The 13304-nt window shown below is 57.6% G+C and carries 14 protein-coding genes and 1 riboswitch; of the genes, 12 read left to right on the top strand and 2 right to left on the bottom strand.

The window, feature by feature from the left end:
- Positions 1 to 6: 6 nt before the first annotated feature.
- Positions 7 to 55, top strand: a riboswitch (SAM-SAH riboswitch).
- A 5-nt stretch (positions 56 to 60) separates the two neighbouring features.
- The 4 genes from metK to cmk all read left to right on the top strand — a co-directional run bounded on the left by metK (position 61) and on the right by cmk (position 4108).
- On the top strand, positions 61 to 1242 hold the full coding sequence (gene metK, locus AC2FJE_RS18790) for a methionine adenosyltransferase (RefSeq protein WP_496699709.1): 1182 nt from the start codon (positions 61 to 63) through the stop codon (positions 1240 to 1242).
- A gap of 102 nt (positions 1243 to 1344) precedes the next feature.
- Positions 1345 to 2055 carry a tRNA (guanine(46)-N(7))-methyltransferase TrmB gene (gene trmB / locus AC2FJE_RS18785; RefSeq protein WP_496757603.1) on the top strand — a complete coding sequence of 237 codons (711 nt, stop codon included), beginning with the start codon at positions 1345 to 1347 and terminating at the stop codon, positions 2053 to 2055.
- A 68-nt stretch (positions 2056 to 2123) separates the two neighbouring features.
- Positions 2124 to 3476, top strand: coding sequence for a 3-phosphoshikimate 1-carboxyvinyltransferase (aroA, locus tag AC2FJE_RS18780; protein ID WP_282170746.1), 1353 nt, complete (start codon positions 2124 to 2126; stop codon positions 3474 to 3476).
- A gap of 5 nt (positions 3477 to 3481) precedes the next feature.
- On the top strand, positions 3482 to 4108 hold the full coding sequence (cmk, locus tag AC2FJE_RS18775) for a (d)CMP kinase (RefSeq protein ID WP_496757599.1): 627 nt from the start codon (positions 3482 to 3484) through the stop codon (positions 4106 to 4108).
- Positions 4109 to 4138: 30 nt separating this feature from the next.
- On the opposite strand, the gene AC2FJE_RS18770 is transcribed toward cmk, so the two are convergent.
- Positions 4139 to 4618 (bottom strand): YHS domain-containing (seleno)protein, encoded by a 480-nt coding sequence (locus AC2FJE_RS18770; protein WP_496757597.1) that lies wholly within the window; start codon positions 4616 to 4618, stop codon positions 4139 to 4141.
- A gap of 218 nt (positions 4619 to 4836) precedes the next feature.
- Here AC2FJE_RS18770 and AC2FJE_RS18765 point away from each other — a divergent pair, with 218 nt between their 5' ends.
- Complete coding sequence (locus tag AC2FJE_RS18765; RefSeq protein ID WP_496757595.1) at positions 4837 to 5361, top strand: hypothetical protein; 525 nt, start codon at positions 4837 to 4839, stop codon at positions 5359 to 5361.
- A 306-nt stretch (positions 5362 to 5667) separates the two neighbouring features.
- On the top strand, positions 5668 to 7356 hold the full coding sequence (locus tag AC2FJE_RS18760; RefSeq protein ID WP_496757593.1) for a tryptophan halogenase family protein: 1689 nt from the start codon (positions 5668 to 5670) through the stop codon (positions 7354 to 7356).
- Positions 7357 to 7451: 95 nt separating this feature from the next.
- Here AC2FJE_RS18760 and AC2FJE_RS18755 read toward each other — a convergent pair whose 3' ends face one another.
- Positions 7452 to 8927, bottom strand: a complete 1476-nt coding sequence (locus AC2FJE_RS18755) for a sulfatase family protein (protein ID WP_496757591.1) — start codon at positions 8925 to 8927, stop codon at positions 7452 to 7454.
- A gap of 213 nt (positions 8928 to 9140) precedes the next feature.
- On the opposite strand from AC2FJE_RS18755, the gene AC2FJE_RS18750 reads away from it, so the two are divergent.
- The 6 genes from AC2FJE_RS18750 to AC2FJE_RS18725 all read left to right on the top strand — a co-directional run bounded on the left by AC2FJE_RS18750 (position 9141) and on the right by AC2FJE_RS18725 (position 13287).
- Entirely contained in the window at positions 9141 to 9395 is a 255-nt protein-coding gene (locus AC2FJE_RS18750) for a DUF6525 family protein (RefSeq protein WP_496761289.1), read from the top strand.
- Positions 9396 to 9663: 268 nt separating this feature from the next.
- Entirely contained in the window at positions 9664 to 11340 is a 1677-nt protein-coding gene (gene rpsA, locus AC2FJE_RS18745; RefSeq protein ID WP_058279471.1) for a 30S ribosomal protein S1, read from the top strand.
- A gap of 271 nt (positions 11341 to 11611) precedes the next feature.
- Positions 11612 to 11896: an integration host factor subunit beta gene (gene ihfB / locus AC2FJE_RS18740; protein WP_037310872.1), complete on the top strand. Its 285-nt coding sequence runs from the start codon at positions 11612 to 11614 to the stop codon at positions 11894 to 11896.
- A 7-nt stretch (positions 11897 to 11903) separates the two neighbouring features.
- Complete coding sequence (locus AC2FJE_RS18735; protein ID WP_058279540.1) at positions 11904 to 12254, top strand: lipopolysaccharide assembly protein LapA domain-containing protein; 351 nt, start codon at positions 11904 to 11906, stop codon at positions 12252 to 12254.
- A gap of 9 nt (positions 12255 to 12263) precedes the next feature.
- The gene (locus AC2FJE_RS18730) at positions 12264 to 12905 is read left to right on the top strand and encodes a phosphoribosylanthranilate isomerase (RefSeq protein ID WP_496757585.1); all 642 of its coding nucleotides are present in this window, start codon (positions 12264 to 12266) and stop codon (positions 12903 to 12905) included.
- A gap of 43 nt (positions 12906 to 12948) precedes the next feature.
- On the top strand, positions 12949 to 13287 hold the full coding sequence (locus AC2FJE_RS18725; protein ID WP_282120709.1) for a hypothetical protein: 339 nt from the start codon (positions 12949 to 12951) through the stop codon (positions 13285 to 13287).
- Positions 13288 to 13304: the final 17 nt, after the last annotated feature.

The following is a 13304-nucleotide window of genomic DNA, read 5'->3' as shown; positions in this document are numbered from 1 at the left end:
CTTGCATGCTCATCACAACGGCTTCCTGGCGTGATGGGAAAACCTTAATGGAGCACTTTCATGTCCCGACAGAACTACACATTTACTTCGGAGTCCGTTTCCGAAGGACACCCGGATAAGGTTTGTGACCGGATTTCTGATGCCGTGCTTGACGCATTTCTGAATGAAGAACCCGAAGCGCGCGTGGCGTGCGAAACCTTTGCTACGACCGACCGGGTCGTCATCGGTGGCGAAGTAGGTCTGACTGATCAGGAAAAGCTGCACGACTACATGGGCCGCATCGACGAGATTGCGCGCGCCTGCATCAAAGACATCGGATACGAGCAGGACAAGTTCCACCACGAAACCGTCGAGGTAACGAACCTGCTGCACGAACAGTCCGCACATATCGCCCAAGGTGTGGATGCCGCCGCAGACAAGGACGAAGGTGCCGGTGACCAAGGCATCATGTTCGGTTATGCGACCACGGAAACGCCTGCGCTGATGCCGGCACCGATCCAGTATTCACACGCGATCCTGCGCCGTCTTGCCGAAGTGCGCAAGAATGGCAGCGAACCCGCGCTGGGTCCTGATGCCAAGTCGCAATTGTCGGTCGTTTACCGTGACGGCAAACCTGTGGGTGTCAGCTCGATCGTATTGTCGACACAACACCTGGACGAAGCGCTGAGTTCCGCCGACATCCGCGCGATTGTTGAGCCTTACATCCGTGAAACACTGCCCGAAGGGTGGTTGAGCGACGAAACCGAGTGGCACGTGAACCCCACTGGCAAATTCGTGATCGGTGGCCCGGATGGTGACGCAGGTCTGACCGGGCGCAAGATCATCGTAGACACTTATGGTGGCGCAGCCCCGCACGGCGGCGGCGCGTTCTCGGGTAAGGACCCGACCAAGGTGGACCGTTCGGCCGCGTATGCCGCGCGTTACCTAGCCAAGAATGTTGTGGCCGCCGGAATGGCAGAACGCTGCACGATCCAGCTAAGCTATGCGATTGGTGTGTCCAAGCCGCTGTCTATCTATGCCGACACTCACGGCACTGGTGAAATCCCGGACGCAGAAATCGAAAAGGCTGTTGGCCAGGTAATGGATCTCACCCCGCGCGGTATCCGGCAGCACCTGCAGATGAACAAGCCTATCTATCAGCGCACGGCGGCTTACGGCCACTTTGGCCGCGAACCCGAGGCGGATGGCGGTTTTAGCTGGGAACGGACCGATCTGGCCGATGCGCTGAAAGCCACGGTCTGATCCGAATTATCAAAGCGCGCCGACATCGGCGCGCTTTTTTGTTGAACGGTGATTGCTACGCCCCTCTTGAACCAACCTCGGCGTCGCAGTATGGCCACCGCCATGAGCACCCAAACCCCACAACGCCCGCGCAGAAACTTCTATGGCCGCTTCAAAGGGAAAACCCTGAAGCCCAGCCAAAAGACCTATCTGAACGAAGACCTTGATGCACTGTCACCGGGTGCGGTGGATTGGGAAACCAATCCCGAACGCCATCCGCTGGATCTGAACGCTCTGTTCGATGGCAGGGACGTCTGGCTTGAGGTCGGCTTTGGTGGGGGTGAGCATCTTGTGCACCAGGCTGCCAGCAACCCCGATATCGGCATTATTGGGGCCGAACCGTATATTAACGGCGTCGCGATTCTGTTGGGTAAGATTCGTCAAGCCGGGGTTGAAAATCTGGCGGTGCATCCGGGCGATGTGCGCGATCTGTTCGATGTTCTGCCCGGGGCCAGCATCTCTCGCGCCTTCCTACTGTATCCCGACCCATGGCCCAAGACACGGCACCACCGTCGCCGTTTCGTGACGCAGGAACATCTGGAGCCTTTGGCCCGTGCCCTGAAGCCGGGGTCTATTTTTCGCGTTGCTACGGACATTCCCGACTATGTGCGCCAGACATTGGAAGAGGTGCCGCGCGCCGGGTTCGAATGGCTGGCCGAGCGTCCTGCTGACTGGCGCGAGCCCTGGGATGACTGGATTTCCACCCGCTATGAACAGAAGGCCCTGCGTGAAGGCCGTACGCCACACTACCTGACCTTCCGCCGCAAAGACTGATTGCGGCTGGACCAACCGGCCCCAATTCGCTAATCCGCCTTGAACTGATAGCGAAAACAGGAGCCCCCATGTCCGGACACGGCACGCCCATCCCGATGACCTCGCATCCCTGCGGCCCGCTGACCGGAACCGCAGAGGTGCCCGGTGACAAATCTATTTCGCACCGGTCGCTGATCCTGGGTGCGATGGCCGTGGGCGAGACCCGGATCTCGGGTCTGTTGGAAGGTGAAGATGTTCTGGACACCGCCAAGGCCATGCGCGCCTTCGGGGCTGAGGTCACTGACCATGGCGGCGGCGAATGGACTGTGCATGGTGTAGGTGTCGGTGGCTTTGCCGAACCCGATCAGGTGATTGATTGCGGCAACTCGGGCACCGGTGTTCGCTTGATTATGGGCGCGATGGCGACCTGTCCGATTTCGGCGACTTTTACGGGCGACGCTAGCCTGAACAAACGCCCCATGGCGCGGGTCACAGATCCGCTGGCGCTGTTTGGAACGCAATCGGTGGGCCGTTCAGGGGGGCGCTTGCCGATGACTATCGTTGGCGCGGCTGACTCCACGCCGGTGCGCTACGAGGTACCCGTGCCTTCCGCCCAGGTAAAATCTGCGGTGCTGCTGGCTGGCCTCAATGCCCCCGGCAAAACTGTGGTGATCGAGAAAGAGGCCACACGGGACCATTCCGAGCGGATGCTGGCGGGCTTTGGTGCGGAAATCACCGTTGAGGACACCGATGAGGGCCGGGTTATCACTCTGACTGGTCGCCCCGAGTTGAAACCGCAGGTCATCGCCGTGCCACGCGACCCGTCCAGCGCGGCCTTTCCGGTCTGCGCGGCGCTGCTCACGCCTGGGTCGGACGTTTTGGTGCCGGGCATCGGCCTGAACCCCACCCGTGCGGGGTTGTTCACTACGCTGCGCGAGATGGGTGCAGACCTGACCTATGAGAATGAGCGCGAAGAGGGCGGCGAACCTGTCGCCGATCTGCGCGCAAAGTACTCGCCGGATATGAAGGGGATCGATGTTCCACCGGAACGCGCGGCCTCGATGATTGATGAATACCCGGTTTTGTCCGTGATTGCGGCAAATGCCACCGGTGTCACGATGATGGGCGGCGTAAAAGAACTGCGCGTAAAGGAAAGCGACCGGATCGACGCAATGGCCCAGGGCCTGCGCGCCAATGGTGTAACTGTCGAAGAAGGTGATGAATGGTGGTCGGTTGAAGGGTTGGGCATCGGCAACGTCCCCGGTGGCGGCACCTGCGAAAGCTTTCTGGACCACCGGATCGCCATGTCGTTCATGATTTTGGGGATGGGGGCCAAAAAGGGTGTAACCGTCGACGATGCGGGCCCGATCGCCACTTCGTTCCCGATTTTTGAACCTTTGATGGCGACGTTGGGTGCGAAACTGCAGCGAAATAATCGGTAGGTTTGATGTCGGATTCAAAGTTCACAATCGCCATTGACGGACCAGCTGCAGCGGGCAAGGGCACGATCTCAAAAGCGGTCGCGGCCCGGTTTGGGTTCGCGCATCTGGACACCGGGCTTTTGTACCGCGCGGTCGGCAGACGGACCTTGCAAGGACTGGAGCCGATTGCGGCAGCACAAGCATTGACCCCCGAAGAGTTGGAGCAGGGCGATTTGCGCACGGCCGAGATTGCGCAAGCAGCCTCAAAAGTAGCTGTGATCCCCGAGGTTCGGGCCGCGTTGGTTGACTTTCAGCGGGCGTTTGCGCGCCGCAGCGGGGGCGCTGTGTTGGATGGTCGCGACATCGGTACTGTGATTTGCCCCGAGGCCGAGGTGAAACTGTTCGTCACCGCCAGCCCCGAAGTTCGGGCCGAGCGTCGGTTCCTTGAGCTCTGCGCGAAGGGTAATGATATCTCGCGTGAACAGGTGCTATCGGACGTAAAAGAGCGCGACGCGCGGGATACGGAACGCAGCACTGCGCCGATGAAGCCAGCAGAGGATGCAGTCCTGCTGGACACGTCAGATTTGGGCGTCGAAGCCGCGTTGGAAAAAGCTATCAAGGTCATTGAAGCAAAAAAGCCCGCACGGTCGTAACCGTGCAGGCCTTGGTCTTTTGTGGCCAGATTACAGTTCTCCGACCGCGATGCTTTTGATCTTGGACCACTGATTGTCAGCGGTTTCGGATGTGGCAGAGACATCTTCAAGGAACGCCGCGCGAGTATCAGCGTTCAGGAACAGATACAGCTTTCCGTCAGCCACCAGGTATTGATCCGGATCGCCGTCGAATTTTTTGCCGACAGAAACGCCGAACGAACAAAACCCGCCATGCTGCGGCAGGTAGGCCGTCGGGTTGGCCTCGAACGCTTCGAGATTGGCGGCGCTCGTGAAGTAATAGGATGCGCCGTCATAAGTGGCCGAGTGGGTGGCAAAGCCATCGACCGGGTTGCCGTCGTTAACGAGAGTCACCAGATCGACCCCATGCGCGGCAAGTGGCGCACCTGCGGCAGAAATACCGTTTGATACGTTGATCTCATCCGCAGCAAAGGCCGGGGCTGCGATCAGGGGCAATGTGGCGATCAGGGTGGTAAGAACGAGAGACTTCATTTGTATTTCCTTTCCGGTTCAGAGTCCGGCCAGCAGGTCCGCCAGCCGCTGAACCAAAGCTAGGAACTAGGTTCTGAACGAGCTATCGCAGAAAGCCCTGAGTATCTTGCAGATCGTTCAAAGCTGTCGGTGCCTTCGAAATACTGTTCACCAAGCTTTGTTTGGTCAGGTCTGCGCCCCGACCCTATTGTCGGTCTATAGCCTGCAGGAGTGATGCCATGATCCGACTAGCCTTATTGATGATTTTCCTTGCCGGAAGTGCACTGGCTCAAGAGACGGCTGAGCCGGAACCCCCAATGACGTATGAACGGTTGGGAAAGATCATCTTTGCGCTCGATTCTGACGCGAAACCGTTTGGACCGGGGTTTGAGCTGAAGGTTGGGGACGTAACGGTGCTGGTCGTTACGGATATCAATGCAGACCGGATGCGGGCCATGGTCGCGATTGGCAGCGCCGAAGAATTGTCGTCCGCTGACCTTGAACGCGTGATGCAGGCGAATTTTGACAGTACGCTGGATGCGCGTTACGCGATTGCGAACGGTATCTTGTGGGCTGCGTACATCCATCCGCTATCCCGGCTGGACAAGAATCAACTGATCTCGGGGCTGGCCCAGACAGTGAATATCGCCAAGACTTATGGCACCTTGTACACCGGTGGCGCGGCGGAATTCGGAGGGGGCGACAGCCAGGATTTGCAGCGCGATCTGATCGAAGAGCTTCTGAAAAAAGGTGAGGAAATCTGACACGCGCCCGGGAATTGCGTTTGCTCTGATTTCAAGTTGCCGCGCAGAAGCTGCGGTCCATCGGCGGCCCGGTTTGCCTTTAACGCATCGCGGTTATTTGTACTGCCCGGGGTAGGGTGCCGTGACCGAGCGTCGCTTTGCCGAAAGAAGGAAAGTACATTCAGGTCAGGGCGCGCTAGACCCTAGCTGGACGCAGGAAACCTGCTATGCTTTGCCCATGCCAGAAGGGAAGGCTGCCAAACAATCCTCAAAAACAAAAAGGGGAAGCAGCCAAAAAATCCCTCAAGCCAACAGGGACAGAACAATATGAATAATCGTTTGCGTAAGATCACTATCGTGGGTGGTGGCACGGCGGGTTGGATGACCGCGCTGATACTGGACATGGTGTTTTCACGCACCTCGGCCCCCAAGGATCGCCCGCGCATCTGCCTGATCGAAAGCCCCAATATCGCCACCGTTGGCGTCGGTGAGGCCACGGTACCGCGTATGCCGGTCACACTGCGCCAAGCGGGCATTTCCGAGCGGGATTTTTTCCGCGAGACCAATGCGTCGTTCAAGCTGGGCGTGAAGTTCTGCAATTGGAATAAGGACGCAAAGGGCAATCGCATCGACTACGTGAACCCTTTTGCCCACGGTCAGTTGTTGGAAGGATTGGAAGCCGCCGAATACTTCTTGCGCTTTGGCAATGGCGATCGGGACTTTACGCAATCCATCTCGCCGCACGACGATCTGGCCCGCCTGTGCAAGGGCGGGCGACCGCTGGGTCAGCCCGAGTTCGAACAACGGTTTGGCTACGCATATCATCTGGACGCCGTGAAATTTGCGGGCATGCTGACCAAGGTCTGCACCAAGCGCGGGGTGGAGCACATTCAGGATGAGGTGCAGGCGGTTGAGCTGGATGAACAGGGTAATGTCAGCCATCTGATGTTAGAGCGTAAGGGCCGCCACGACATCGAGATGGTCATAGATTGCACCGGGTTCCGCGGTTTGATCATCAACAAAGCACTGGGTGAGCCGTTTATGGATTACTCGGATTACCTGCCCAACGACCGCGCCATGGCGTTGCAGATTGAACATCCCGACCCAGAGAAAATCGAAAGCGTCACCCGGTCTACCGCGCTGGGCGCCGGTTGGACATGGCGGGTGCCGCTCTACAACCGTGTGGGCACAGGATATGTGTATTCATCGGCGCATCGCACGGATGATCAGGCGGCAGATGAATATCTCGAATGGCTAGGCGACAGCGGCAAAGGTTTGACACCGCGCGTGATCCCGATGCGCATCGGGCGCGTGCGCAATGCCTGGGTCAAGAACTGTCTGGCAATCGGTTTGTCTGGCGGGTTCATTGAACCGTTGGAAAGTACCGCAATCCATATGGTTGATCACGCGGTGCGCTGGTTCGCAGAACACCTGCCTACACGCGACATCGAACCATCGCTGCGGGCAAGATATAACCGGCAAATGAACCAGATGTATGATGAGGTCCTAGATTTCATCTGTCTGCACTATCGCCTGGGCAACCGCACGGATGATCAATATTGGATCGATGCGCGCACAGAGATGAAGATACCGGATCGTTTGGCCGAAAACCTGGAATTGTGGCAGCACCGCCTGCCCATGGAACACGATATCGAATTCGCCACACTGTTTAATTTCCGCGTTTATCAGACGGTTCTTTTGGGCAAGCAGGTCTATGACACCGGCTATGGGACCGGCATCCGTGATCGTCTGCGGCCGTTGAAGAAACCGATTTGGTTCCAGTGGTGGAAGGGCGCGAAGGTGGATCTTGCGCAGATCCTCAAGGCGATGCCGGATCACAAAACACTGTTGCGCGATATCCGAGGAGAGCTGGAGCAGCCCTCAGCCTTTGGTATGGCGGCTGCGATGCAACCGACCGTCGCGATGCCGGGCGAACAACTTGCACCCGTGGCAATCCAGAACATGCCGAACCTTGCCGAAATCCAAAGCGGCAAGAAGGACCTGCAACTGTTCTAGAAGGTCCTAGCGCTCGGCGCAGCTTTGCGGTGGTGGCAGCATTGAACTGCGCTGCGCGGACCGAGGACCCACTGGAGAAATGCAAAATACCTGCGCTAAAGCGCGGGTCCTTCACGCAGCTTTTCCTGCTCGGACGGGGTCGGCGTGTGATTGAAGACAAAGGCCGTGCGGCAGGCTTCTTCTCCGCCTAGGTCTTCGATTTTCTTGCGTTGATCGGCAAAGGCGCAGGAGTTGACCTCTTCGGGGTCGCAGATTTCTCGCAGACGGCGTTCCCCTTCGACCAGCGCAGCCTGAACCTGCGGGTCATTTACCCGATCCAGCGCGCGGTTGGTCTGTTCTTGAGGATCGGTTGACAGGTCGAACAATTGCGGGGGCTGTCCGACATAATAGACGTATTTCCATTCGTCCCATCGCACCATGAAACTGCCGGTTCTTGACCCACCATCGTGGTATTCGCTGAAGCCGGTTCGGTCGGGGTCGTCCGGCGCATTTGCCAACTCGATCAGAGACAAGCCGGGTTGACCCGTGTTGCCCTCGTCGGCTTCGACGCCGCAGACGTCCCGGGCGGTTGCAGCGATATCGGTCAGATTGGTACATGTGGTGACGCGTCGCCCCGACGGGATACCCGGGCCGGCCGCGATCATCGGAATTCCTGCACTGGCCTCATACATTACCTGTTTGGTCCAAAACCCCTGATCCCCCATCATGTCACCGTGGTCGGATACATAGATCACGACCGTATTTTCAGCATGACCACCGTCGGACAAGGCTTTCAGGATGCGCCCCACGCAATCATCCATCAGTGAGGTCAGACCATAATAAGCCGCCTTGGCTTCGCGCATTTTCTGTACGTCAAAATAGTCATCGTAGTTGAAGAACGCAGCGATGTTGCGAAGCTCTTCATGATTAGGCAGCCCTTTGCCATACCCGACCGGCAAATCCATCTGAGCTGGGTCGTAAAGGGCGTACCATTCCTTGGGACAGGTCAGGGGATAGTGCGGACTGACCAGCGACATAAATGCAGCCCAGGGTTTGTCCTGTCGCGCGGGATCGGCCAGCCAGGCCTCGGCTGCTGCGGTAATGTCCAGATCGTAATCGGTATAGGTGCTGGGCCCGACGCCCACATCACCCGCCAGCTCGGATGCCGAATCATAGTCTGGTGGGTTTTCGCGCAAAAGCCCAACGGCCCAGCCGACACCTCCGACCACGTGCATCGGCAGGATTTCCCGCGAGAAGCCATTGTCGTCTTCGTTGGACCTGAAATGCAGTTTTCCAATAGCGACGACCTCGCGCCCTGCATCGCGCAACTGCCGCATCCAGCTGCGCGGATGTCCGTCATAGGGTGTTGCGCTGTCCCAGTTTCCTGTCGTGTGAACCCAGTCTCCGGTCGCAAGCGCCGCCCGTGTGGGTACGCACATGGGTGAAGGCGTGTAGGCGGACTCAAACATCGTTCCGCGCGCGGCCAGTGCATCCAGATTGGGCGTTTTGACAATCGGATGGCCAGCGCATCCCATTGCGTCTTTGCGGTGTTCGTCTGAAATGATGACGAGAAAGTTCAGGTCTTGACGCATGAAATCCTCCGACTTTTTCAAAGCTTCGCAATTGGCGCGGACTTTGCTGTTCGAAACACGACATTCTTCGCAGGAATCGGGAGTTGCGCCTAACGAGGGCGGTTGTATACGGATAAAAATAATGTAATAACATATCAAAATTTTCGAGCGAGCATGACGACCCACTGACACCTGAAAGCCTAGGTTCGTGCGCGCCGATGAAAGGAGCGCACAATGACTGACCGCAGAAAGAACCGAAACTTGCGCAGCCGGATCAAACGCCGCCGGCAGACGGGATCGCCAATGCAGGCCTATGACGCGTTGCCTGCCGAATTGCGATTGTGGCTTGCCACGGCTTGTTTGCCGTGGAGCCCGGCCTCGGCGCTGCGCATTTGGGATAAGGTAGGCGGAGCGAATGATCCTGATGATGCCTATTTGCGTTTGAATGCGATTGAGCAATCCATGTTGCAACGGGACCGGCGCGTTTAGGACATGGCGTGCCAAGTGTGACGGCGGTCGATGCCCTGTATATCAAGGCTTTCCTCTTGCACATGTTGGGAATTCCGCATATACGCGCGCTGTCTACACAAGGGCGGTCAACGTCCGGATGACGTTACTGAGCAGGGCCGGGTTACCTCGGCCCTTTGTGTTTGTTGTTCAGGGGCGCACCGGATCACGTCCGATGACACCATGAAACAAGACCGGCGGAGACAACCGCTCGGCCAGTAAAAACGTATGTAAAGGAAAACACTGCCAGATGGCTGATACAACCATGGAGGAATTCGAAGCCCTCCTGAACGAAAGCTTCGAAATGGACACGCCCGAAGAGGGTTCTGTTGTCAAAGGCAAGGTACTGGCGATCGAAGCCGGCCAAGCCATCATCGACGTTGGCTACAAAATGGAAGGCCGCGTTGATCTGAAAGAATTCGCAAATCCCGGCGAAGCCCCTGAAATCGCTGTTGGTGACGAGGTCGAAGTCTACCTGCGTGCCGCAGAGAACGCCCGTGGCGAAGCTGTCATCTCGCGCGAGATGGCCCGCCGTGAAGAGGCATGGGACCGTCTGGAAAAAGCATATGCCGACGACCAGCGCGTCGAAGGTGCAATCTTTGGTCGCGTCAAAGGTGGCTTCACCGTCGATCTGGGTGGCGCAGTTGCGTTCCTGCCCGGTTCGCAGGTTGACGTCCGCCCCGTACGCGACGCTGGCCCGCTGATGGGTCTGAAGCAGCCGTTCCAGATTCTGAAAATGGACCGTCGTCGTGGCAACATCGTTGTTTCGCGTCGCGCAATCCTGGAAGAATCGCGTGCCGAACAGCGTGCCGAAGTCATTGGCAACCTGACCGAAGGTCAGACCGTCGAAGGCGTGGTCAAGAACATCACCGAATACGGTGCGTTTGTTGACCTGGGCGGTGTTGACGGCCTGCTGCACGTCACCGACATGGCATGGCGTCGTGTGAATCACCCGTCCGAGATCCTGACGATCGGCGAAACCATTAAGGTTCAGGTCATCAAGATCAACAAAGAGACCCACCGCATCAGCCTGGGCATGAAGCAGCTGCAGGAAGATCCATGGGATCTGGTTGCTGCCAAGTATCCGCTGAGCTCGGTCCATCAGGGTCGCGTCACCAACATCACCGACTACGGCGCGTTCGTCGAGCTGGAAGCCGGTGTCGAAGGTCTGGTGCACGTGTCCGAGATGTCCTGGACCAAGAAAAACGTCCACCCCGGCAAGATCGTTTCGACCAGCCAGGAAGTCGACGTCATGGTTCTGGAAATCGACGGCGCCAAGCGTCGTGTGTCTCTGGGCCTGAAGCAGACCATGCGCAACCCGTGGGAAGTGTTTGCAGAAACACACCCCGAGGGCACCGAAGTCGAAGGCGAAGTCAAGAACATCACCGAATTTGGTCTGTTCATTGGCCTCGAAGGCGACATCGACGGCATGGTTCACCTGTCCGACCTGTCGTGGGACGAACGTGGCGAAGATGCGATCCAGAACTACCGCAAAGGCGACATGGTTTCGGCCGTTGTCTCGGAAGTTGACGTGGAAAAAGAGCGTATCTCGCTGTCGATCAAAGCCCTGGGTGGTGACAAGTTCGCAGAAGCCGTTGGCGGCGTGAAGCGCGGTTCGATCATCACTGTCGAAGTCACTGCGATCGAAGATGGCGGCATCGAGGTAGAATACGAAGGCATGAAGTCCTTCATCCGTCGTTCCGACCTGTCGCGTGACCGTGCAGAGCAGCGCCCCGAGCGTTTCTCGGTTAACGACAAGATCGACGTCCGCGTCACCAATGTCGACAGCAAGACTCGCCGTCTGGGTCTGTCGATCAAGGCCCGTGAGATCGCCGAAGAGAAAGAGGCCGTGGAACAGTACGGTTCTTCCGACTCGGGCGCATCGCTGGGCGATATCCTGGGTGCAGCGCTGAAATCCGGCGACTAAGCTCAGGCTGGATTTTCAGCCGAATTTACGGCCCCGTGCAGACGCGCGGGGCCGTTTTTGTTGCGAATCAATATGTTCCAAAATTTGGGCTCATTACGGCCGTCGTTCACGCTTTAAGAGCGGATTTTGCCTGAACAAGCAAAAAATCGCGCGACTTTTCTGTAAAATGAATGCTTTGCACACAGAGTTTACGTTCCCCCGATCACGGTTTTTTCCTATACTGTCCAGAAGTATAGACATGGTTAACCGGTCGCCTGGGAGGGTAACACTCATGATCCGTTCAGAACTGATTCAGAAAATCGCCGACGAAAACCCGCATCTCTATCAGCGTGATGTCGAGCGGATTGTGAATACCGTGTTCGAAGAAGTGACAGATGCCATGGCGCGTGGCGACCGTGTTGAACTGCGCGGCTTCGGTGCGTTCTCGGTCAAACAACGTGACGCGCGTGTTGGCCGCAATCCTCGTACGGGTGAAACCGTGCAGGTCGAAGAAAAATGTGTTCCATTCTTCAAAACTGGCAAGTTGCTAAGGGACCGATTGAACGGTAAAGCCTGACACCATGATGCGTTACCTTCGATATGCTTTCCTGGCGATCCTCGGGATCGTTCTTGTGTCAATCTCGCTGGCCAATCGCCAGATGGTCGAGTTGAAACTGATGCCGGATGCCCTGGCCGAGTTGCTGGGGCTCAATTTCTCAACGTCTTTGCCACTGTTCATCGTGGTGCTGGGCGGCGTCGTGGCCGGTTTGATCATCGGCTTCCTGTGGGAATGGCTGCGCGAGCATAAACACCGCCGCGATGCCTCGACCAAGACCGGAGAAGTGCGCAAGCTTGAGCGTGAGGTCAAGAAGCTCAAGAAAAAGCAGAACGAGGGCAAGGACGACGTTCTGGCTCTGCTGGACGAAGCCAGCTAAGGCACCTTTATGACGAACGTAGCTGTAAAAATCTGCGGGCTGACCGCACCTGATCACGTGCGCGTAGCAGCTGATGCTGGCGCGCGATATGTCGGGTTTGTCTTCTTCCACAAATCGCCACGGCATCTGGGCATTGATGAAGCCGCGTCACTGGCACAGCTGGTGCCGGCAGGCGTGGCAAAGGTTGCCCTAACCGTTAATGCGACGGACGAGGAACTGGACCGCGTCGTCGCAAGCGTGCCCTTGGACATGTTGCAATTGCACGGCAAAGAAACACCGCAGCGTGTTTCTGAGGTTCGCGACAGGTTTGGGTTGCCGGTGATGAAAGCAATCGGCATCGCCGAGGCCGAGGATCTGAGCGCAATTGACCTGTATTCCGACGTTGCAGATCAGTTGCTGATCGACGCGAAACCTCCGCGTACATCCGAACTGCCGGGCGGGAATGGGTTGGCCTTTGATTGGCGCCTGCTGGCCGGCCGGAAATACTGGCAAAAGCCATGGATGCTGGCCGGGGGACTGACGCCAGATAACGTTGCCGAGGCGATCCGGATGACCGGTGCAAAACAGGTTGATGTGTCTTCGGGTGTCGAAAGCGCGCCGGGAGTTAAAGACTCCATTAAGATTTCTGAATTCGTGTCCGCCGCCCATTGATCTGCTTGCTGACCTCCCCCGTATATAACGTCGGGGAGGAGCAATGATGCTTGCAGCGATTGGCGGGGTTACCCTGAACCATTGGTACAACGCGCCAGAGTTCTTTTGGCGCGCGGGGCAAGCGTTGAAGCAGGCGCGTGGTGACCCATTGTGCGTTCATGCGCAGTTGTTCCCGCACGGTGGGCTCTACTTTTCGCTCAGCGTTTGGCAAGACGCCGAGGCCATGCTGACATTTGCCCATTCGGGACCACACAGGCGGGTTCTTGAGGCATCGGACCGGTTGTCCATCACGCATGAGTTCCATCATTTCTCATGCATCGCGGTGCCGACCGAAGAACAGGCCCTGCGGATCTGGAAGCATCGCTACAGACCCGCGAAATGATACGTTTTGCCATGGCA

This window comes from Ruegeria sp. CDSC002 (assembly GCF_059610905.1).
The sequence above is the reverse complement of the archived record's forward strand: the minus strand, read 5'-3'. Positions and strand labels throughout refer to the sequence as shown.

What these genes read in the sequence shown, in the direction of transcription:
- metK (WP_496699709.1), top strand. Translation starts at nt 61, where the DNA reads ATGTCCCGACAGAACTACACATTTACTTCGGAGTCCGTTTCCGAAGGA.
- trmB (WP_496757603.1), top strand. Translation starts at nt 1,345, where the DNA reads ATGAGCACCCAAACCCCACAACGCCCGCGCAGAAACTTCTATGGCCGC.
- aroA (WP_282170746.1), top strand. Translation starts at nt 2,124, where the DNA reads ATGTCCGGACACGGCACGCCCATCCCGATGACCTCGCATCCCTGCGGC.
- cmk (WP_496757599.1), top strand. Translation starts at nt 3,482, where the DNA reads ATGTCGGATTCAAAGTTCACAATCGCCATTGACGGACCAGCTGCAGCG.
- AC2FJE_RS18770 (WP_496757597.1), bottom strand. Translation starts at nt 4,618, where the DNA reads ATGAAGTCTCTCGTTCTTACCACCCTGATCGCCACATTGCCCCTGATC.
- AC2FJE_RS18765 (WP_496757595.1), top strand. Translation starts at nt 4,837, where the DNA reads ATGATCCGACTAGCCTTATTGATGATTTTCCTTGCCGGAAGTGCACTG.
- AC2FJE_RS18760 (WP_496757593.1), top strand. Translation starts at nt 5,668, where the DNA reads ATGAATAATCGTTTGCGTAAGATCACTATCGTGGGTGGTGGCACGGCG.
- AC2FJE_RS18755 (WP_496757591.1), bottom strand. Translation starts at nt 8,927, where the DNA reads ATGCGTCAAGACCTGAACTTTCTCGTCATCATTTCAGACGAACACCGC.
- AC2FJE_RS18750 (WP_496761289.1), top strand. Translation starts at nt 9,141, where the DNA reads ATGACTGACCGCAGAAAGAACCGAAACTTGCGCAGCCGGATCAAACGC.
- rpsA (WP_058279471.1), top strand. Translation starts at nt 9,664, where the DNA reads ATGGCTGATACAACCATGGAGGAATTCGAAGCCCTCCTGAACGAAAGC.
- ihfB (WP_037310872.1), top strand. Translation starts at nt 11,612, where the DNA reads ATGATCCGTTCAGAACTGATTCAGAAAATCGCCGACGAAAACCCGCAT.
- AC2FJE_RS18735 (WP_058279540.1), top strand. Translation starts at nt 11,904, where the DNA reads ATGCGTTACCTTCGATATGCTTTCCTGGCGATCCTCGGGATCGTTCTT.
- AC2FJE_RS18730 (WP_496757585.1), top strand. Translation starts at nt 12,264, where the DNA reads ATGACGAACGTAGCTGTAAAAATCTGCGGGCTGACCGCACCTGATCAC.
- AC2FJE_RS18725 (WP_282120709.1), top strand. Translation starts at nt 12,949, where the DNA reads ATGATGCTTGCAGCGATTGGCGGGGTTACCCTGAACCATTGGTACAAC.